This window comes from Bacteroides sp., from assembly GCF_052357945.1.
Lineage (GTDB): Bacteria > Bacteroidota > Bacteroidia > Bacteroidales > Bacteroidaceae > Bacteroides.
In genome coordinates this window covers 14,344-34,840 of sequence record NZ_DAWCXD010000049.1, presented here as the reverse complement: position 1 = coordinate 34,840, position 20,497 = coordinate 14,344, and the positions used below count along the sequence as shown (strand labels likewise).

At 41.1% G+C, this 20,497-nt stretch carries 12 protein-coding genes and 3 pseudogenes; 10 read left to right on the top strand and 5 right to left on the bottom strand.

The annotated features are described in order from the left end of the window. The 4 genes and pseudogenes from ACT8YW_RS11170 to ACT8YW_RS11155 form a co-directional block, all read right to left on the bottom strand. Positions 1-203 (bottom strand): annotated as a pseudogene (locus ACT8YW_RS11170) (glycosyltransferase); the annotation flags it as partial. 56 nt (positions 204-259) lie between these two features. Beyond that, a complete protein-coding gene (locus ACT8YW_RS11165; RefSeq protein WP_004300618.1) occupies positions 260-1,285 on the bottom strand; it encodes an AI-2E family transporter in 1,026 nt (341 codons plus the stop codon). Between the two features lie 57 nt (positions 1,286-1,342). After that, positions 1,343-2,593: a sensor histidine kinase gene (locus ACT8YW_RS11160; RefSeq protein ID WP_444104928.1), complete on the bottom strand. Its 1,251-nt coding sequence runs from the start codon at positions 2,591-2,593 to the stop codon at positions 1,343-1,345. A gap of 10 nt (positions 2,594-2,603) precedes the next feature. After that, a complete protein-coding gene (locus ACT8YW_RS11155) occupies positions 2,604-3,968 on the bottom strand; it encodes a sigma-54-dependent transcriptional regulator (protein ID WP_004300616.1) in 1,365 nt (454 codons plus the stop codon). 326 nt (positions 3,969-4,294) lie between these two features. Between ACT8YW_RS11155 and ACT8YW_RS11150 the strand changes: the two are divergent. The 4 genes and pseudogenes from ACT8YW_RS11150 to ACT8YW_RS11135 all read left to right on the top strand — a co-directional run bounded on the left by ACT8YW_RS11150 (position 4,295) and on the right by ACT8YW_RS11135 (position 10,003). Then, positions 4,295-5,603 (top strand): annotated as a pseudogene (locus ACT8YW_RS11150) (TolC family protein). A 6-nt stretch (positions 5,604-5,609) separates the two neighbouring features. After that, positions 5,610-6,857, top strand: coding sequence for an efflux RND transporter periplasmic adaptor subunit (locus tag ACT8YW_RS11145; RefSeq protein WP_195637174.1), 1,248 nt, complete (start codon positions 5,610-5,612; stop codon positions 6,855-6,857). Between the two features lie 12 nt (positions 6,858-6,869). Beyond that, positions 6,870-7,586, top strand: coding sequence for an ABC transporter ATP-binding protein (locus ACT8YW_RS11140; protein ID WP_004304173.1), 717 nt, complete (start codon positions 6,870-6,872; stop codon positions 7,584-7,586). Beyond that, positions 7,583-10,003 (top strand): ABC transporter permease, encoded by a 2,421-nt coding sequence (locus tag ACT8YW_RS11135; protein WP_444104927.1) that lies wholly within the window; start codon positions 7,583-7,585, stop codon positions 10,001-10,003. Before ACT8YW_RS11140 ends, ACT8YW_RS11135 begins: the two co-directional genes overlap by 4 nt. Before the next feature lie 626 nt (positions 10,004-10,629). Here the strand turns inward: ACT8YW_RS11135 and ACT8YW_RS11130 are convergent. Next, positions 10,630-11,192 (bottom strand): annotated as a pseudogene (locus ACT8YW_RS11130) (prolyl-tRNA synthetase associated domain-containing protein). Positions 11,193-11,487: 295 nt separating this feature from the next. On the opposite strand from ACT8YW_RS11130, the gene ACT8YW_RS11125 reads away from it, so the two are divergent. The 6 genes from ACT8YW_RS11125 (at position 11,488) to ACT8YW_RS11100 (ending at position 20,480) form a co-directional block, all read left to right on the top strand. Continuing rightward, positions 11,488-12,240, top strand: a complete 753-nt coding sequence (locus ACT8YW_RS11125) for a FadR/GntR family transcriptional regulator (protein WP_004304171.1) — start codon at positions 11,488-11,490, stop codon at positions 12,238-12,240. A gap of 47 nt (positions 12,241-12,287) precedes the next feature. Continuing rightward, positions 12,288-13,304, top strand: a complete 1,017-nt coding sequence (locus tag ACT8YW_RS11120; RefSeq protein WP_444104926.1) for a hypothetical protein — start codon at positions 12,288-12,290, stop codon at positions 13,302-13,304. A 35-nt stretch (positions 13,305-13,339) separates the two neighbouring features. Further along, positions 13,340-14,251, top strand: coding sequence for a dihydrodipicolinate synthase family protein (locus ACT8YW_RS11115; protein WP_004300605.1), 912 nt, complete (start codon positions 13,340-13,342; stop codon positions 14,249-14,251). A 116-nt stretch (positions 14,252-14,367) separates the two neighbouring features. Then, positions 14,368-16,008 carry an exo-alpha-sialidase gene (locus tag ACT8YW_RS11110; protein ID WP_444104925.1) on the top strand — a complete coding sequence of 547 codons (1,641 nt, stop codon included), beginning with the start codon at positions 14,368-14,370 and terminating at the stop codon, positions 16,006-16,008. A gap of 6 nt (positions 16,009-16,014) precedes the next feature. Continuing rightward, complete coding sequence (locus ACT8YW_RS11105) at positions 16,015-17,247, top strand: MFS transporter (protein ID WP_004304167.1); 1,233 nt, start codon at positions 16,015-16,017, stop codon at positions 17,245-17,247. 56 nt (positions 17,248-17,303) lie between these two features. Beyond that, positions 17,304-20,480 (top strand): SusC/RagA family TonB-linked outer membrane protein, encoded by a 3,177-nt coding sequence (locus tag ACT8YW_RS11100; protein WP_444104924.1) that lies wholly within the window; start codon positions 17,304-17,306, stop codon positions 20,478-20,480. The last annotated feature ends 17 nt before the right edge of the window (positions 20,481-20,497 follow it).

Genomic DNA, 20,497 nt, shown 5'->3' with positions numbered 1-20,497 from the left:
TTTTCAGCCTCATTGCGTGCGCAGAGAATCACGGAAAGTGGAGGCAGTTCTCGTGTGAAATGCGCCTCTTCTTTGCCTACAGCCTTATTGTGGACATGTATTCGATTGTACAGGCCGAAATAATAAATGAGCTGAATGATAAAAAGAATACCTGCCGCCGATAAAAGAATCAGTTCGACAGTATTGAATGTAAATGTTTCCATCAAATTTTAGTGTCGTTTTTACAGCCGCAAAAGTACACAATTTTTCGGTAGTTCCGTCATCTCGATGGGAGGTTATTTCGCAAGTCGAGATATTCTTTCTTGAACATATCCACAAAAAGAAAGAATAATGAAAGCAGCAACGGACCGAAGATGACTCCCATAAACCCGAATATCGGCAGGCCGATGACTACTCCGAAAATAGTGATAAGCGGATGTGTATCCGCCATCTTCTTTTGAAGGATGAACCGGATAAGGTTGTCCGATTGCGATACGACGATAGCTCCATAGCCAAAAAGCCCGATGGCGTTGAACCAGTCTCCGCTGATGGCAAGATAAGCGGCTACAGGAAACCATACCAATGCCGTACCTACCATCGGAATGATGGTTGCAAAGCAGGTCAGGAATCCTAGCATCAGTATGTTGGGTGCTCCGAAAAGCAGATAGCCTATCATAGCCACGCCTCCCTGAATGATAGCCAGTAAGGGAATACCGATAGCATTGGAACGGACAATCATATTGATTTCGTGAATGACTTCCTGCGTATTGGTTTCATTAAATGGCAGAATGTCATTGACATAAGCTTCCATCTTTTTTCCTCCAATCAGCATGAAATAAAGCACAAAGATCATGACGAACAGGTTGATGGCAAGGCTGCTGATGCTTTCCATTATAATTTGTCCGATACGGGGAAGTATGGACATGATGAATGACAGCGTATCTTTTCCCAATACATCGTATCCTGTTTTCTCTTTGATGAATTCTGCTACCTGTTGAATAGGTGCAATATAGGTCTGTGGATCCAGATTGATATCCTGTAACTTGTTTGCCACCATCCAGACAGTCAATCCCAAGGGGATAAGAAAGACGAAAATCGTTTCTGCGGTAATCAACAGTGCGCTGATGCTTCGTTTCAGCTTTCGTTTTTCTACCAGATGATTCATCTGTCCGCGTACAAGAATGTAGATGGTGAGTGCTCCCAGCAATCCCCCCAGGAAAGGAGTGATTTGGCGAAAGATGATGACTCCCATAAACAGGATGATGACAATGAGGGAATATTTCCAGTATTGTTCTTTGGTGCTCATATCGTGTAAAATTCGTTTATATGATAATAAACACTCGAAGGCCGTGAAAGGTTTGTTTTACAGTGAAATGTCGATATGAAAAATTGTTTTACCGGGACGGCTTTCCAAAATAGACAAATGACCGTTGTGGTTACGGATGATTTGTCGGCAGAGACTTAACCCGATACCGATTCCTTCGGATTTGGTGGTGAAGAACGGAATGAATACTTTTTCTTGCAGTTCATCGGGGATACCGGGACCATTGTCTGTGATGTCGATAGATATATGCTCGTCCCGATATGCATAAATTTCGATTGCTCCGTCCGTTCTTCCGTCTAACGCCTGCATGGAGTTTCTAAGGAGATTGAGCAGGACTTGGGATAGCTGGTTCTCGTCTCCATCCATGTCGATGAATTCCGGCTGACAAGTAAGTGTGAAATGAATCTGATTTTCCTGAAAATCGGTAGACAGGAGTTCTTGCAGATTTTGCAGGAGGGCTGTTAGTGAAAACCGTTTCCTTTCCGGTTGGGGCAGATAGGAAAGACGACGGAAAGATTCGGTAAATTCCAGCAGGCGTTCACTTTGTGCTTGGATGATATGAAGTCCGCGAAGTGTTTTTTCGCTGTTGTCCGGATATGCGGATAATGTTTGCGACAGGGAGATGATGGGAGCAATGGTGTTCATGATTTCGTGGGTAAGCACGTGGCTTAGTTTGTTCCATGATTCACTCTCTTTATCATTCAGTTCATTACTGATATCTTTGATAGATAAGATGGTAATAGTTTCGTTCTGTAATTTCATCTGGTTTTGAGACAGACTAAGTCGTTCTTTCTTCTCTTTTTCCTGCAGGATAGGTTTCAGTTGGTCGTATTGGGCTAGTTGCTGGCATCCCAATAAAGTCAGTGCGGCACTGTTGGCCATCATTATTTTTCCGGAAGAATCCCATGCCAACACACCGCTAGGGACTTCTTCCAATAGCGAACGGTAGAAATGTTCCTGCTTTGAATATTCAGCTTGAGTTCGGATGAGCAGGGTATTGATACGGTTGAGTGAACGATTCAGCATTTCCTGTTCCCGGCTGACATTGTTTTCAGGGAAATAGAGCATATTGTCTTTGTCTTCTATCGCATCGAAGAAAAGGCGTAATTTTTGGTTGAAAGAGTTTAGCTTATTCACTAATCTTCCAATCTGAAACAAGGAGCAGATAACCAGTAATATCCCTATTACCACTCCTTGTTGGGAAATAATGAGCCATAGACCTGTTCCTGCGGTAGCAAGAATAAATAGGATATGTCCTAATATGGTCCAATATATATATATCGGCTGAATAGCATACGGCTTAGGGCTTAAATCGTTTCAGTTTATTGTAGAGCGTCTGTCGGCTGATACCAAGTTGTTCGGCCGCAGCAGTCAGGTTTCCATTATTTTGCAAGATGGCCGTCTCGATGGCTTGCCGTTCCACTTCTTCCAGATTGGGCACCGCTTGGACTGTCTGTGGTTTCCAAGTCTGTTTCACCAGAATATCTTTAGGACGTATCACGTTGCTTTCGCATAAAATAACCGCTTTTTCGATGGTGTGTTGCAGTTCCCGGATATTGCCCGGCCAATGATAGGAGCGTAGCTTTTCAATCGTTTGCTCATGCATTCGCATTTCCGGTCGTTGATATTTGGAAGCGAAGCGATGAAGAAAAGCATCGATGAATAATAATAGATCATCTCCCCGTTCTCTCAAAGGGGGAATTTCCAGATGGATGGTATTGATGCGATAGAATAAGTCTTCGCGGAACAAACCTTCTTTAATCATCTCCGGTATGTCTTTGTTGGTGGCGGAGATGAGTCGGATATCAACGGGAATCACTTTGTTGCTTCCGATTCGGGTGATATTTCGGTTTTGTAGTACAGTCAGTAGTTTGGCCTGCAATGCAAGAGGGAGATTTCCGATTTCATCCATAAAAAGCGAACCACCATTGGCGGCTTCGAATTTACCCGGACGGCTTTCATAAGCATCAGTAAACGCTCCACGTTCGTGTCCGAAGAGTTCACTCTCAAAGAGCGATTCGCTGATAGCCCCCATATCGACACTAAGTAACTGACGGGTGTTTCGTGAAGATAAGCGATGTATTTCCCTGGCTAACATCTCTTTTCCTGTTCCATTTTCTCCGGTTATCAGGATATTGGCATCGGTTTTGGCGACTTTAGTAACTACTTTAATTAGCTGTAGCATTGCAGGGGAATGACCGATCAACATTTCTGACTTATTCAGATTTTCATCACCGGATGCTTTCTGGGTTGATTTGGGAGAGTTTTTATGATGGGTTGGACGATTGTTTTGATAGGCTTCCTTTATTTTCTGTATCAGTATGTGGTTATCCCATGGTTTTAGTAGAAAATCTGTTGCACCATTCTTCAGTGCTTTAACGGCTAATTCTACATCACCGTAGGCGGTTAGCATAATAACGGGCAGTGAAGGGCGGATTTCATGGATATGTTTCAGCCAGTACAGTCCCTCGTTACCATTGTTGATTCCTGCTGAAAAGTTCATATCCAGAATCACAATATCAATCGGAGTGGTAGATAAGATGGTCGTGATTTGATTAGGATTGGCAGCTGTGCGGACTGTGCTGAACACATTCTCGAGTAATAACTCCAGTGAGGCTAATACACTCTTATTGTCGTCTACAATTAAAATCGTTCCTGTTTCCATACGCAAGATTGGGGGCTCTGTCCGTTGAATGTTCCTTTTAAGTTTCCGGGTAAAGGTATCTGTTTTTGATTTTCTTTGCAAGTGAGTGTCCAATAATTAGACGTTTTCATACAAAGTTTATGCTGGAATGAGTCAGAACGAGTTAGAACGGGGTAGAATAGGGGGATTCTCTTGGTAATGTCCAATTATTGGACGTTAGGGCGTTTAATTTTTGGACGGTGGAAGAATTATGTAATTTCTATTTGTTTTATAATCAATTATTTATGATTTGTGGCATTGCATTTGCTTTTATCATCCTGCTATCACACAATCATATATTATAAAGGATGAAAAGATTTCTTTTACTACTATTGCTTTCAGTGCCAGTCTTCCTGCTAGCCCAATCCGCTATGAGTCTGGACGATTGCATTCGTTTGGCTTATAAACAGAATCCGGCTGTACGTAACGGAGTTATTGGCATAAAGGAAGCAAAAGCAGATTATATAGCTTCTGTCGGTGCTTTCCTGCCGCAAATAGTGGTTAATGCGGAAACAGGCAGACGATTCGGACGTTCGCTGGATCCTGACACCAATGGGTATACCAGTGAATCTTTTGAAGAGGGAACGGTGGGACTCGATATGACACTTTCCTTATTTGAAGGCTTTTCGCGTATCAATCAGGTGCGTTTCCGGAAAATGAACAAAGAACGTAGTGAATGGGAGCTGAAAGAGAAACAGAATGAACTGGCCTATCAGGTGACAGGTGACGGATGCTTATTACAAACTGATTCTGGAGAGAAAATTGCTCGATCTTGCTTTGGAACAAAGCCGGTTGAGCGAAAGGTATTTGAAACAGATAGAGGTCTTCGTGGAACTGGGATTGAAATCAGCCTCCGATTTACAGGAGGTGAAAGCGCGCCGGGAGGGAGATATTTATCGTTATCAGTCGCGCGGAAATAGCAGTCGGATCGCTTTATTGCATCTGAAACAATTAATGAATATCCAGCCGGGCGACACACTCGCTATTCTGGATACGATTACAGCATCCCAATTACCACCATATTCTGTTTCGACTGTGGAAACTCTATACGCACAATCTATCGAAATATTGCCCTCCATGCGTATGATTGATTTGAAACAAAAAGCAGCTCATAAAGAGTATGCGATAGCGGGAGGAGCTTTCTCACCCTCTGTCTTTGCTCGTTTCACCGTCGGTTCCAATTATTATAATACAGCTTTCTCGGCCAGACAATTGCGTGATAATATAGGAAAATATGTGGGCGTTGGCATCTCCTTTCCCCTGCTAAGCGGTTTGCAACGTTTGACCAATCAACGCAAGCTGAAATTGAATATGTATCGGCTCAAAAACGAAGAAGAACTCGAAAAACAACAATTATATACGGATATTGAGCAAACACTTCTTTCTCTTCACACCGGATATAGTGAACATCAGCAGGCATTATCACAACTTGACGCTGAAACACTGGTACTGAAAGAATCCGAACGGAAATGGGAAGAGGGATTGATTTCCGTCTTTCAACTGATGGAAGCCCGTAACCGGTTTATTGCTGCCAAAGCAGAATTGGTTCGTGTACGCTTGCAAATAGAAATGATGATGAAACTGGAAAAATATTATCGACAAGGAACTTTTTTATAAACCATTATGGATACACCTATTGAACGAAAACCCGGCATCAACCGCAAACGTCTTTATTGGGTCGGTGGGGTAATGCTCGGACTTGCTGTGATTGCCTATTTTATTTTCAGAGATACAGCCTCTTCTATGGCAGTGGAGAAAGACCGGCTGACAATTGCTACTGTCAAGCAGGCCGAGTTCAGTGATTATATCCGTGTGATTGGTCAGGTCATGCCTAGCCGGATTATCTATATGGATGCCATCGAGGGCGGTCGTGTGGAAGAGCGCCTGAAAGAAGAGGGAGCTATGGTAAAGGCCGGTGATGTGATTCTGCGTCTTAGCAACCCATTGCTCAATATCGGTATCATGCAGAGTGAAGCCGATCTTGCTTATCAGGAAAACGAGTTGCGTAATACCCGGATTAGTATGGAGCAGGAACGACTGCAACTGAAACAAGAACGTATCGGCCTGAATAAAGAGCTTATCGGGAAGCAACGCCGTTATGAGCAGTATAAACGTTTGGTAAACGAACAACTGATAGCACGTGAAGACTATCGCCAGGCAGAGGAAGAATATATAGCAGCCAAAGAGCAACTGGCTGTTATTGACGAACGTATCCGTCAGGATCATATTTTTCGGGAAAGTCAGATAGGCAGTCTTGACGAGAATATACGTAATATGAAACGGAGCTTGGCATTGGTTCGTGAGCGCTTGGAAAACCTGAAAGTGAAAGCTCCGATTGACGGGCAGGTAGGAAACCTGAATGCGCAAATCGGGCAATCTATTTCTGCCGGTGAACATATCGGGCAAATCATCACTTCCGACCTTAAAGTACAGGCACAGATAGACGAGCACTACGTAGAACGGGTACTTCCCGGACTTCCAGCCGACTTTACCCGTGACGGAGGAACCTATAAACTGGAAGTGACTAAACCCTATCCTGAAGTGAAAGACGGTCAGTTTCGTACAGACCTCAATTTTATATCCGAACGACCGGAGAATATCCGTGCCGGACAGACTTATCACATAAACCTGCAATTGGGTGATCCGGCACAAGCTATTCTGGTTCCCCGTGGCGGATTCTTTCAAATTACCGGGGGCCGATGGATGTACGTTGTCGATGAAAGTGGTACATTTGCCACGCGGCGCCCTGTGAAGATAGGACGGCAGAATCCACAGTATTACGAGGTGACAGACGGTTTGTCTCCGGGTGAGAAAGTAATCATATCCGGCTATGAATTATTTGGAGACAATGAGAAACTAATACTAAAATAATGAATAATTATTATGATTAAAACAGAAAAACTATCTATGCTTTTCACCACAGAAGAGGTGCAGACAAAAGCATTGAATGATGTCACCTTACAGGTGGAACAAGGAGAATTTGTAGCGATAATGGGACCGTCAGGATGCGGCAAATCCACCTTGCTGAATATTCTCGGTACATTGGATTCTCCGACTTCCGGTTCTTACTTTTTTGAGGGGAAGCAAGTCGATAAAATGACTGAAAACCAGTTGACTGCTTTGCGGAAAGGCAATCTGGGCTTTATCTTTCAGAGTTTCAACCTGATTGACGAACTGACCGTGTATGAGAATGTGGAACTGCCACTTGTCTATCTTGGTATGAAGACTCTCCAACGGAAAGAACGAGTCAACAAAGTGCTCGAGAAAGTCAACCTGTTACATCGTGCGAATCATTATCCTCAGCAGTTATCCGGCGGACAGCAACAGCGTGTAGCCATTGCCCGTGCCGTAGTGACTGAATGTAAACTACTGCTGGCCGACGAACCTACCGGAAATCTGGATTCGGTGAATGGCATCGAAGTGATGGAACTGTTGAGCGAACTCAACCGTCAGGGAACCACAATCATTATCGTCACCCACTCACAGCGGGATGCGAAATATGCACACCGGGTCATCCAACTATTGGACGGACAGATTGTAGCCGAAAACATCAACCGTCCGCTGGAAAAGAAAACGTCATCTAAAAACGAAACCGTATGATAGGGAATTACTGGAATAGTGCCTATCGGAATCTGATGAAGCGGAAGAAGTTCAGTTTCATCAATATCTTTGGATTGGCAATCGGAATGGCATCGGCATTACTGATGCTAACCTATGTCACTTTTGAGTTCAGCTTTGATAAAATGCACACGAAATATGCCCATATTTATCGGGTGCAAAGCACTTTTCATGAAGGGGAAGTTCTGACCGATTACTGGGCGACCAGCTCTTTCGGATATGCCTCGGCCATGAAAGAGAATCTTGCCGGAATCGAAGATTATACCCGTATCGCTACCCATCTCCAACCGGAGCAGATTGTGAAATATGGCGAACTGACATTACGGGAGAATCAGATAGCCTATGCCGATCCGGGCTTCTTCCGTCTTTTTGATTTCGAGCTTCTGAAAGGGGATAAAAAGACTTGTCTCTCTATGCCCCGGCAAGTGGTAATCACCGAACGTATTGCCCGTAAGTATTTCAAAGATGAAGACCCTATCGGCAAAATTCTGATCTTTACCGGAACGTATGATAAAGTATCGTGCGAAGTGACCGGAGTCATGAAAGAAATGCCCTCCAACTCACACATTCATTATAATTTTCTGATTTCCTATGCCTCTCTGCCTCAATATATGCAGGAATACTGGTATAAGCATGAAGTCTATACATATGTTTTGCTCGACTCACCGGAAAGAAAAGCGGAGATAGAAAAAGAATTTCCTGTGATGGCGGAGAAATACAAGACAGAGGAAGCACTGAAAAATAAGACGTGGGGCGTGTCTTTAATTCCCTTGGCAGATATACATCTCACCCCGCAGATAGGCTATGAGACGGAAACCAAAGGAAATCGTTCTGCTATGATCGCCCTGATTTTTGCGGCTGTCGCTATTCTGGCTATTGCCTGGATTAACTATATCAATCTGACCGTAGCACGTTCGATGGAGCGTGCTAAAGAAGTGGGAGTGCGCAGGGTAGTGGGAGCTTTCCGCCAACAGTTGATTTATCAATTCCTGTTTGAGGCCTTGGTTATGAATCTGATAGCTTTCATATTAGCTGTGGGATTAATAGAACTGGTTCTTCCACATTTCAACCAATTGGTAGGACGTACAGTTACGTTTTCTGTCTGGTTCATGGATTACTGGTGGATTTTGCTGGTTCTCGTTTTCATAGCCGGAATATTTATTTCCGGGTATTATCCGGCATTGGCTTTATTGAATCGCAAACCTATAACCTTGTTGAAAGGGAAGTTTTTGCATAGCAAGTCAGGCGACCGAACCCGTCAGGTACTGGTGGTTGTCCAGTATACAGCTTCCATGATTTTACTTTGTGTTACATTGATTGTTTTTGCACAGCTGAATTTTATGCGCAATCAATCTTTGGGAGTGAAAACCAGCCAGACATTAGTGGTTAAGTTTCCGGGACATACAGAGGGGCAGAATATCAAGTTGGAAGCAATGAAAAAAGCAATTGCGCGTCTTCCTCTGGTCCATCGGGTTACTTTTTCCGGTGCCGTGCCGGGCGAAGAAGTGGCCACATTCCTTTCCAATCGTCGCACCAATGACGCTTTGAAGCAGAACCGTCTTTATGAAATGCTGGCTTGTGATCCTGATTATGCAGATGCATACGGTTTGCAGATAGTAGCCGGAAGAAGTTTCTCCGAAGAATATGGTGATGATGTCGATAAACTGGTGATTAATGAAACGGTTGTACGTAATCTGGGATTTGCTTCCAATGATGAGGCGATAGGCGAGTTGGTAACAGTGGAATGTACTGATGCGCCGATGCAGATTATCGGAGTGGTGAAAGATTATCATCAGCAGGCGTTGAGCAAGAACTATACACCTATCATGCTGATTCATAAAGATAAAATTGATTGGTTGCCCCAACGTTATATCTCTGTTGTGATGGCTTCCGGAAATCCCCGTGAACTGGTATCTCAAGTGCAAGAGATCTGGAATCAGTATTTCGCGGATTCCAGCTTTGATTATTTCTTCCTCGATCAGTTCTTCGACCACCAATATCGGCAAGACGAGGTTTTCGGAGCGATGATCGGTTCATTCACCGGATTGGCAATCTTTATTTCCTGTCTCGGACTTTGGGTATTAGTCATGTTTTCCTGTTCCACCCGCACCAAAGAGATGGGAATACGTAAAGTGTTGGGAGCTTCCCGCTGGAATCTTTTCTATCAGTTGGTCAAAGGATTTTTCCAGTTGATTCTGATTGCGGTTGTGATAGCTCTTCCGGTAGCTTGGTTTAGTATGAATGCCTGGTTAAGCCATTATGCTTTCCGTACCGATCTCAAAGCGTGGTTCTTTATAGTACCTGTATTGCTGATGCTGTTCATTTCATTTGTGACAGTGGCTTTCCAAACAATGAAAATAATAATGAGCAAACCTGCTCGTTCATTACGATATGAGTAATCTCTGAATCTACTCCATCGGATATTCGTTAATATCCGATGGATTTATGTTAAATGTTAACGAAACTGTTACTTCTATTAAACCATGTTATAAGATACGCTACTTGAACCTGAAAATTTGGAGATATGCAGAAAGTCCGTATCTTTGCAATGTGTTTTTCATAGTATTAGATTTAAGGTTAACAAAAGATTGGCTGTCTGGGATAGATAGCCTTTTTTTATGCTCTTTTCCCAGCAAAAACATAGCGTCACTATCCGGTCGGGATGGTTACCCTATCCCACGAATATACCGTCACTATCATAAGTGGATACCGTCACCATGTTTAAAATGAATTTTTCTATCCTTTCTGTTATTCTATCATTCCCATCCTATCGTGAGTTGTCAATAAAATTCTAATATGCTTATTAGTTGGAATGATGATTTGGTAAATAGTTGATATTTAGTTGATTATATGGTTTGTTTTTTGGTTTAAAACCAAAGCCCCGTTCCTTTAAGAGGAACGACCCGTTTCTCGGTGTGCAACGATGTGTTTCTCACCGAGGAACAAGACATGTACTTTAATTAAGTCGTGAAACTAGCTTAAATGTTCGTTTTTTTTGCAGAATGTACGACTTCGTAATTTCGGATTATAACTCCACGATATTAAAATTCTGATGACTGATTTCGGGCAATAGTATTTTAAGAATGTCCTCCAACCTGATTTTTAGACTGCATGTGTTTACGCATGGATGACATCCTATATATGTTGATTCAAGAATTTCTTTATCAATCAGGAGCTGTACTTTGTTCTCTTTATCGTAGATAAGACCTAGAATACTGACAGCCCCCGGAAAAGTACACAAGAGATTTTCCATTGCCTTTTCGGAAGCGAAAGAGAGATGGGAACTACCTATCTGCCCGGCAAGTTCTTTTGTTTTCAATTTTTTATTTGCGGGCAACAAGAGCATGAAGTATTCTTGCTGTTTATTAGTCAGAAACAGACTTTTGCATGAAGTACAACCTAGCTTTTGGGCTATTTCTGCTCCTTCCTCCATAGTCATTATGGCTGGGTGGTGTAGACTTTGATACGCTATTCCCAGTTTGTCAAGAGTGGCATAGATTTTATTCTCATGTGTTTCTGTATATTCTGAATCAGGACTCATATAATCGCTTTTTTGATTGTTGCAAAGATAAAAGATACAATAGACATAACCTAGATTTTTATATGTGATTTTGTCTGTATCTTTAATTGCTTATTTTTTGGGTATCCTATCTTATGAATTTATATCTTCACTATAATAAGTAGATATCGCTACTATGTTTAAAATGAGTATCTCTGCTCTTGCTATTGTTCTAAATGAGAGCTCAATATGTACTAAAAGTATGTTTCTCAACATAAATGTGCATTTTCTTATTATAATGCCCTTGCATTCTAAAAAAAATCTTTTAATATTGTATTTGTATTATTTGTCAGACAAATACTACAAATGATAAAATCTAATAATATGAAGATAGAAATTAATCAAACAACATTGATCGATCAGGTAGAAGACAGCTTACTTACCTACTTTAAAAAGAATGATTTGAGATGTGGAGATTCTATTCCCAATGAGAATAATCTGGCCGCAGAATTAGGAGTTGCAAGAAGTGTTGTCAGAGAAGCTTTGAGTCGTTTGAAAATGATGGGACTGATTCATGCGCGCCCTCGTAAGGGAATGGTTTTGACTGAACCTTCCATTTTAGGTGGAATGAAAAGAGTGATAGATCCTCGTGTTTTGAGTGAAGAAACAATTTTGGATTTATTGGATTTCAGAATCGCACTTGAAATAGGAATATCAAGTGATATTTTCCGTAAGATAACTCCTAAAGATATTGAGGAATTGAGCGAAATTGTGAAAATGGGAATTGTTTTCGAGAATAACGAGTATGCGTTAATCAGCGAATCGGCTTTTCATACAAAACTATACAAAATTACGGGAAATAAAATAATATCTGAATTTCAGGAAATCATTCATCCTATACTTGTCTATGTGAAAGAAAAGTTCAAAGACTACTTAAAACCTATAAATATAGAGATGAGTAAAAGCGGCAGAATAGCTACTCATGCTGATTTATTGGATTTTATAAGAAAAGGAGACGAGAAAGGCTATCGTGATGCCATTGAAAGACATTTTGAGGTTTATAAGATTTTTAAAGTGAACCGGAGTTTGGAATTGATGGCAGAGAAAAACGAAGAAGAAAGGATAGATAGTATATGAGAAAACTGTATTTTTTTATTTTATATTTATCTTTAATTTTATCATGTATGAATACGGCTTGTTCGAGAAAAGGAGAAAATAAGATAGTAATGCAATGGGAAAACTCATTGTTACTTCCGGGATGTACCGGTATGCTGAAAAACGTTGGATTGGCTGGTGCATATTCAGGAATAGTAGAGGATAAATTACTAGTGCTGGGAGGAGCCAACTTTCCTGATAAATATCCTTGGGAGGGAGGAGTTAAAACTTGGTGGTCTACTTTATATAGTTATGATCTGCACACGGAGAAGTGGACTGTTTATGATGATTTCCTTAACAGCCCATTAGCTTATGGAGTTTCGATATGCTTGCCGGAAGGGTTATTATGTATTGGAGGATGCGATCGTATGCAATGCAGCGATAAAGTTTTTCATATAAAAAAAGAGGGCGTTTCATTTGTAGTAGATTCTGTTAGTTATCCGGCTTTGTCGGTTCCGTTGGCAAATGCAACGGGGGCTATTGGGGATAACTGTATTTATATTGCTGGGGGGCAGGAAACTATGACAAATGAACAGTCGACCAATCATTTTTATATGCTTGATTTATTACATAAAGAAAAAGGATGGCAGAAGATGCCCGGTTGGGAGGGACCATCGCTCGCCTATGCGGTGAGTGTGGTTCAGGGAGGACGATTCTATCTTTTTAGTGGAAGGAGTTATGCTCCGAATGAAGTGATGGTAGAATATACGGAGGGGTACGTATATGAACCAGGTGGCAGGAAATGGGGCAAAATAGCTGGTAATTTTCCTGTAATGGCGGGGACTGCTATTCCATATGAAAAAGACAAGATAATACTACTGGGAGGAGTTGAAGAAATACTACCTACATCTCCCGAGCATCCGGGATTTAGCCGTAAGCTACGAGTCATCAGTACAGAGACAAATTCTTTGGTGGATTCTTTAGACTGCCCTTATCCTATTCCTGTTACGACAAATGCGGTTTATATGGGGAATGACGTTTACGTGGTAAGCGGTGAAATACAACCTGGTATACGAACTCCCTTAATTTTGAAAGGAACTTTCTGAAAATAAAGTAAAATAACAATCTAATTAAATGCACTATGAACAATTATGAAAAACTGGAAGGTATGGTTGCGGCTACCTTCACCCCATTGGATGAGAATGGGGACGTAAATTTATCTGTTATTGATAAATATGCTGATTGGATAGCATCGACTCCTATCAAAGGGGTATTTGTGTGCGGCACAACCGGTGAATTTTCTTCATTGACGATCGATGAGCGTAAATTAATTCTTGAAAAATGGCTCGTTTCTGCCCGTAAGCGATTCAAGGTCATAGCTCATGTAGGCTCAAACTGTCAACGAAGTGCAATGGAACTGGCACGTCATGCTGCACAAGTAGGGGCCGATGCTATTGCTTCAATTGCTCCCTCTTTTTTTAAACCGGGAACAGTAGATGAATTAGTTGATTTTTTTGCACCTATTTGCCACTCTGCTGCTGGCTTACCTTTCTATTATTATAATATGCCATCGATTACAGGGGTTAATTTGCCGGTGGATAAGTTTTTGGTGGAAGGGAAAAAGAAAATACCTAATCTGGTGGGTACTAAGTTTACTCATAATAACCTGATGGAGATGGGAGTTTGCATAGAGTTGGAGCAACATCGGTTTGAAGTATTGCATGGTTATGATGAAATTCTTATTTCTGGCTTGGCTATGGGAGCTGTAGCAGGAGTTGGGAGTACGTATAATTATATTCCTAATGTATATCAGGCTATTTTTGATTCAATGAAAATGAACGATTTGGAAACGGCTCGCCACAATCAGATAAAATCCATACGTACCGTGGAGGTTATTATTAAATATGGTGGCGGAGTACGTGGTGGCAAAGCGATTATGAAGCTGATAGGTATTGATTGCGGTTCTTGCCGGTTGCCGATAAAACCTTTTTCTGTTGATGAATATGAAAAACTAAGAGGTGATTTGGACGCTATAAAATTCTTTGAATTCTGAAGATAATAAAGAGGAGATGACAGTAAAAGTGTATTGCTGGGGTAAGCTACTTTACTTTCTGTCTATCCCCTCCAATCTAGTTAAATGCGTTCAAAATTACCTAAAATAAAGATACTATGAAAGTAAGTAAGAAAATATTTATCATATTTTCGATGATTTTGTTATTGGTGTCACCAGTCACATCTTTAGGTAAAGACATAAAATGGGTATTGGAGAGACCTGTTATTCCTGTGTTGGTAAAGAAACCGGCAAATCCTGTAATGAAGATAACTTTAATCAGGACAGACAATCAACCTTATGTTATCCGGCAAATAGATCTGGATTTATTGGGGAGCACGAATGTGGCAGATATTGTTTCTGTTGCCATATATGGTGCGAAGAAGAATGGACTGATAGATACGTCTCGTTTACTTTGTAATGCACTTCCCGCTACACAAAAAATGTCATTTACTAATGAAGTGCAGGTTAATCAGGATTCTTTGTCTTTTTGGGTAGCCGTAACATTGAAAGATACGGTTTCACTGGATCATCGTGTTCAGGTTAATTGTAACCGGGTGAAAACCACGAAAGGCAATCTGACAATTTTGGATAAAACAAGTAAACCTTTACGAGTAGGAGTAGCTGTACGACAGAAAGGACAGGATGGATGTATCTCATCACGTATTCCAGGATTAGCTACTAGTAATAAAGGCACTTTATTGGCCATTTTTGATGCCCGCTATGATTATCCTCGTGATTTGCAGGGAAATATAGATATTGCTCTTCATCGTAGTACAGATAAGGGAGTAACCTGGCAACCCATTCAAACTGTTTTGGATATGGGGGAATGGGGAGGTTTACCACAGAAATACAATGGAGTGAGTGATGCCTGTATTTTAGTAGATAAAAATACTGGTGATATTTATGTAGCCGGATTGTGGATGCACGGTCTGCTGGATAAAGACGGAAAGTGGATAGAAGGTCTGAATGAAAACAGTACGAACTGGACACATCAATGGAAAGGTAGAGGTTCTCAACCAGGAACAGGGCTAAAAGAAACTTCCCAGTTTATGATAGTAAAAAGTACGGATGATGGTCTTAGCTGGGGCTTTCCGGATAATATAACCTCAAAGACGAAACGCCCTGAATGGTGGTTATTTGCACCTGCACCTGGACAGGGAATTACGTTGACAGACGGAACGTTGGTATTTCCTACACAAGGACGTGACGAAAACGGGCTTCCTTTCTCGAATATTACGTATAGTAAAGATCATGGAAAGACGTGGGTGACCAGTAATCCTGCATATCAGGATGTTACGGAATGTAGTGTCGTACAATTGGGTGACGGCGCCTTGATGTTGAACATGCGTGATAGCCGGAACAGAGGAAATAAAGACGTGAACGGTCGTAGAATCTGCACAACTATTGATCTGGGAGAAAGTTGGAAAGAACATCCAACTTCACGGAGAGCACTCGTAGAACCTACTTGTATGGCAAGTCTGCATCGACATGAGTATATGGAAGAAGGAAAGAAGAAAAGCATGCTTCTGTTTGTAAATCCGAATAATTATGGGACAAGAGATAATCTGACTTTAAAAGTTAGTTTTGATGATGGAATGACTTGGCCGGAAGAACATTGGATTCTTTTCGACCAATATCGTAGTGCCGGATATTCCTGCATTACATCCATAGATGAAAATTCAATAGGTATATTATATGAGAGTAGTCAGTCGGATTTAGCTTTTATAAAAATCAATTTAATAGAGATTTTAAAGTAAACGGACATGAATAATAAAACTTCAAATATATATCCTTGGGTAGTGGTTGGGCTGCTGTGGGGTGTTGCCTTGTTGAATTATATGGACAGGCAAATGCTTTCCACTATGCGAATTCCAATGATGGAGGATGTGCGGGAATTGGAATCAGCAGCCAATTTCGGTCGCCTGATGGCTGTATTCTTGTGGGTATACGGACTGATGAGTCCTTTATCGGGGATTGTCGGTGATCGTATGAGCCGCAAATGGTTGATTGTAGGTAGTCTGTGTGTGTGGTCAGGAGTTACTTACTTGATGGGATATGCCACCACTTTCAATCAACTCTACTGGTTGCGTGGAATTATGGGAATTAGTGAAGCGTTGTATTTGCCTGCTGCTTTGTCATTGATTGCCGATTTTCACAAAGACAAGACTCGTTCGTTGGCTGTGGGAATACATATGACAGGGTTGTATGTGGGACAGGCTATCGGTGGATTTGGGGCTACTTTTGCAGCAATCTATTCCTGGCATACAACATTCCATTGGTTTGGTATTATAGGTGTGGGTTATGGTGTTATTCTGGCATTTCTTCTGCGTGATAAAGAGAGAGGAAGTGTATCAGAAAATCAGAAGATGAAAAAGATTCCTGTATTGAAGAGCTTGGGAATGTTATTTTCCAATGTCTTTTTCTGGATTATCTTATTTTATTTCTGTGTACCGGGCACCCCGGGGTGGGCGGCAAAGAACTGGTTACCGACTCTTTTCTCTGACAGCTTATCTATTGATATTTCGGTAGCAGGTCCTATGTCTACTATTTCTATAGCTTTGTCCTCACTATTCGGCGTGTTGGCAGGTGGATATATATCCGACCGTTGGGTATTAAAAAATGTACGTGGAAGAGTATATACTGGTGCTATGGGTTTGGGGCTTATCATACCTTCCTTGTTGTTTATCGGATATGGTCATTCTATTTTCGCACTGGTGATGGGGGCTATGCTGTTTGGGATAGGTTTTGGTATGTTTGACGCAAATAATATGCCTATTCTCTGTCAGTTTGTGTCTGCACGTTACAGGGCAACTGCCTATGGTATTATGAATATGTGTGGTGTATTTGCCGGAGCTACTATTACGAGCCTTCTGGGTGAGTCGATGGATGCCGGACATTTGGGACGCGATTTTGCGTTGCTTGCTATACTGGTATTTGTTATGCTGGTCATTTTGGTCACTTGTCTGCGACCTAAAACGATTGATATGAAAGATTAATCCTTAATTTTTTAGTTATGTTAAATGCACAATTTTTTTATAACAGGATAACTCATATGGTAGGAATCTTGTTGATGTTTCTCTATTTATGGTATCCTTTGGTTCAGGCTGCGCCTGGCCAGTCGGGTACAAGTCCTAAAAAGATAACAGTGAAAGGAGTAGTTCTGGATGATGCTAAAGAACCGTTAATAGGGGTTTCGGTTCTTGTCAAGGGCATTGAGGGAGGAACAATAACAAATGTTGATGGTAAATTCACCATTGAGGCACCTGCTAACGGAGTATTGATATTCTCGTACATTGGTATGGATACGCAAGAAGTTGATATCAAAGGTAGGCAGGATATTATTGTAACAATGAGAAGTGGGGTAGTTGCCCTCTCTGATGTTGTAGTTATAGGTTATGGAGAGGCTTCCAGACGGACGATTACTTCTTCAATCTCTAAAGTAAAAGGGGATGTGTTGAGTGATATGTCTATCTCTTCCCCAGTGGAGGGGCTAAAAGGACGAATTTCAGGAGTTCGGGTGGTACAAACAAATAATACTCCCGGTGGAGGATTCTCTATAAAGGTAAGAGGAGGTTCTTCTATTACCCAAAGCAATGAGCCTTTGGTGTTAGTCGATGGAGTAGAACGAAGCATGAATGATATTACTCCGGAGGATATATCTTCTATAGATGTGTTGAAGGATGCTGCTTCCACAGCTATATATGGTGCACGAGGTTCAAATGGAGTTATTTTAATTTCTACAAAGAAAGGCAAATTCAATAGTGCTCCCAGAATCACGTTCGAAGCGAGTGTAGCCTATCAGGAACCGGAAACTTTACGTGATTTCTTAAATGCAGAAGAATATATCAATGTGTTAAGACCGGCTATTGCTATCAGTCCGTCTCCACAATGGAATCAAAGTTCCGGTTATTCTGTATCATCTGCCAATACAGGAGGCAGTATTTACTCCACCCGTTATTACAATGAAGGAGATGTACTTCCCAATGGCTGGAAAACAATGCCCGATCCTTTGGATCCTTCAAAGACATTAATGTTCTGTGATACTGACTGGCAGGGATTAATGTTTGGTTCGGCTCTTTGGCAGAACTACCATTTAAATATAGACGGTGGAAGTAATATAATTCGCTATAATGCCAGTGTAGGATACACGGATGATGGCGGTGTCGGACTGGCAACCGGTTACAAGCGGTTTAACTTAAAAAGTAATGCTGAAGCGAAAATTTCCGATAACCTGACTGCCAATATCAATGTAAACTTTCAACGAACTTCATCAGAGGCTTATGCTAATCAACGAGATGCCATTTCCCGTGGATTATCAGCTACTCCAACGCAAATAGTCTATATGGAAGACGGCACTCCGGCACAAGGCTACAATGCTACCTCGCAGACTCCTATTTTTTATAATTATTATAATGATGATTCCGATATAACTAAATATCTTTCTTTAGCAGGAAACCTGAAATGGCAAATTTTACCACAATGGTCTGTTAACCTGTCGGGGTCTTATTATGATACAACGAACAAACAAAGTACGTTTATGCGGTCGAATTATTATTCGCAAGCTCGTGAGGCAACTTCTACATGGACTGAAACAAACCGATTGAAAACAGAACTATATACCCGTTATAATTTCAGTATACAACAAAAACATAATGTGGATGTTATGGTAGGTTATGCTTATCAGAAAAGAGATTATGAAAAACTGTATGCTTACGGTACGGGAGGTAGTAGTGATAAGATAACCACGATTGATGCATCAGCGGAAACATTGGGTTCCTCTACTATGAGCAAGGACGTAGAAGTAGGATTTTTTGGAAGATTTAATTATAATTTTAAAGAAAAATATCTACTCACTTTGACTGGACGCTATGACGCTTCTTCTAAATTTGTGAAGGACAATCGTTGGGGATTTTTTCCGGGTATGTCTGCCGGATGGATTATTAGTGAGGAAGAATTCATGAAAGACATGCATTGGCTGGATTATTTGAAAGCCCGATTTAGTTATGGTACTACAGGAAATAATGGAATCGGAGTTAATGATGCTCTTGGAAAATATACAGCTACCTATAAATACAATGGCAATGCTGCTGTAAGAGGAACAATTCTGCCTAATCAAAATCTGACATGGGAGACTACTACCCAAATGGATTTGGGACTTGAACTGGGAGTATTGAATAACCGTGTTTATTTATCGTTCGATTTTTATAATAAAAAGACCAAAAATTTATTGTATGACATGAGTTTGCCGAATACTACCGGCTATGCGTCTATAAAGACTAACTTGGGTTCTGTACGTTTTTGGGGATATGAATTAGAGCTGACAACGCAAAACATTGATTCAAAAGATTTCAAATGGGAATCTAAATTTGTTTTCTCACAAAATAAGAATAAAGTATTGGAACTTCCTAACAATGGAATGGCAAAGAATCGCACGGGGACGAGCGACTATCCGATATACTCTAATGGTAATGGAACATTTTTTGGCGGATTGGCAGAAGGAGAGCCGTTATATCGTTTTTACGGATATAAAGCTATTGGAATTTATCAGACAGATGAGGAAGCTGCTAAAGCAGAATACGATCAGATGGCAAGAGGATTTAATTATAAAGATGGAACGACTGTTGCAGGTCGAAAATTTGCAGGTGACTATATTTGGGCTGACAGAAATAAAGATGGAGTGATAACGAAAAATCAAGATTTGTTTTGTTTGGGAACAACCGAGCCGACTGTGACCGGAAGCATTGGCAATACCTTTACTTATAAAAGCTGGTCTTTGAGCGTCTATCTGGATTATGCGTTAGGACATTCTATCTATGATGAAAGTTTTAGCAGATATTTTTATGCTACTTTCTCTACGAATTATGCATTAGCCAAAGATGTAGAGAAATGCTGGAAACAACCCGGAGATGTTACTCGGTATGCCAAGTTCTGGGCAAATGATTCGGGAACTGGACAAGGTAACTTCAACAGAGTTTCAAACGTATTTACATATAAAGGTGACTATCTATGTATCCGGGATATTGCTTTAAGCTATAGGTTCCCTAAAAAATGGATGCAGAAGATTAGCATTGAAAATTTGCAATTGACCCTGTCTGGTAGTAATCTTTATTATTTTACGGCTGTGAAAGGAATCTCTCCTGAAATAGGAACAGCTTCTACTTATAATAGTTCATATAGTAATTATCCTCCAGTGAGACGTCTGTCTGTCGCAGCAAAGGTTACTTTTTAATCATTTAAAAAAAACAA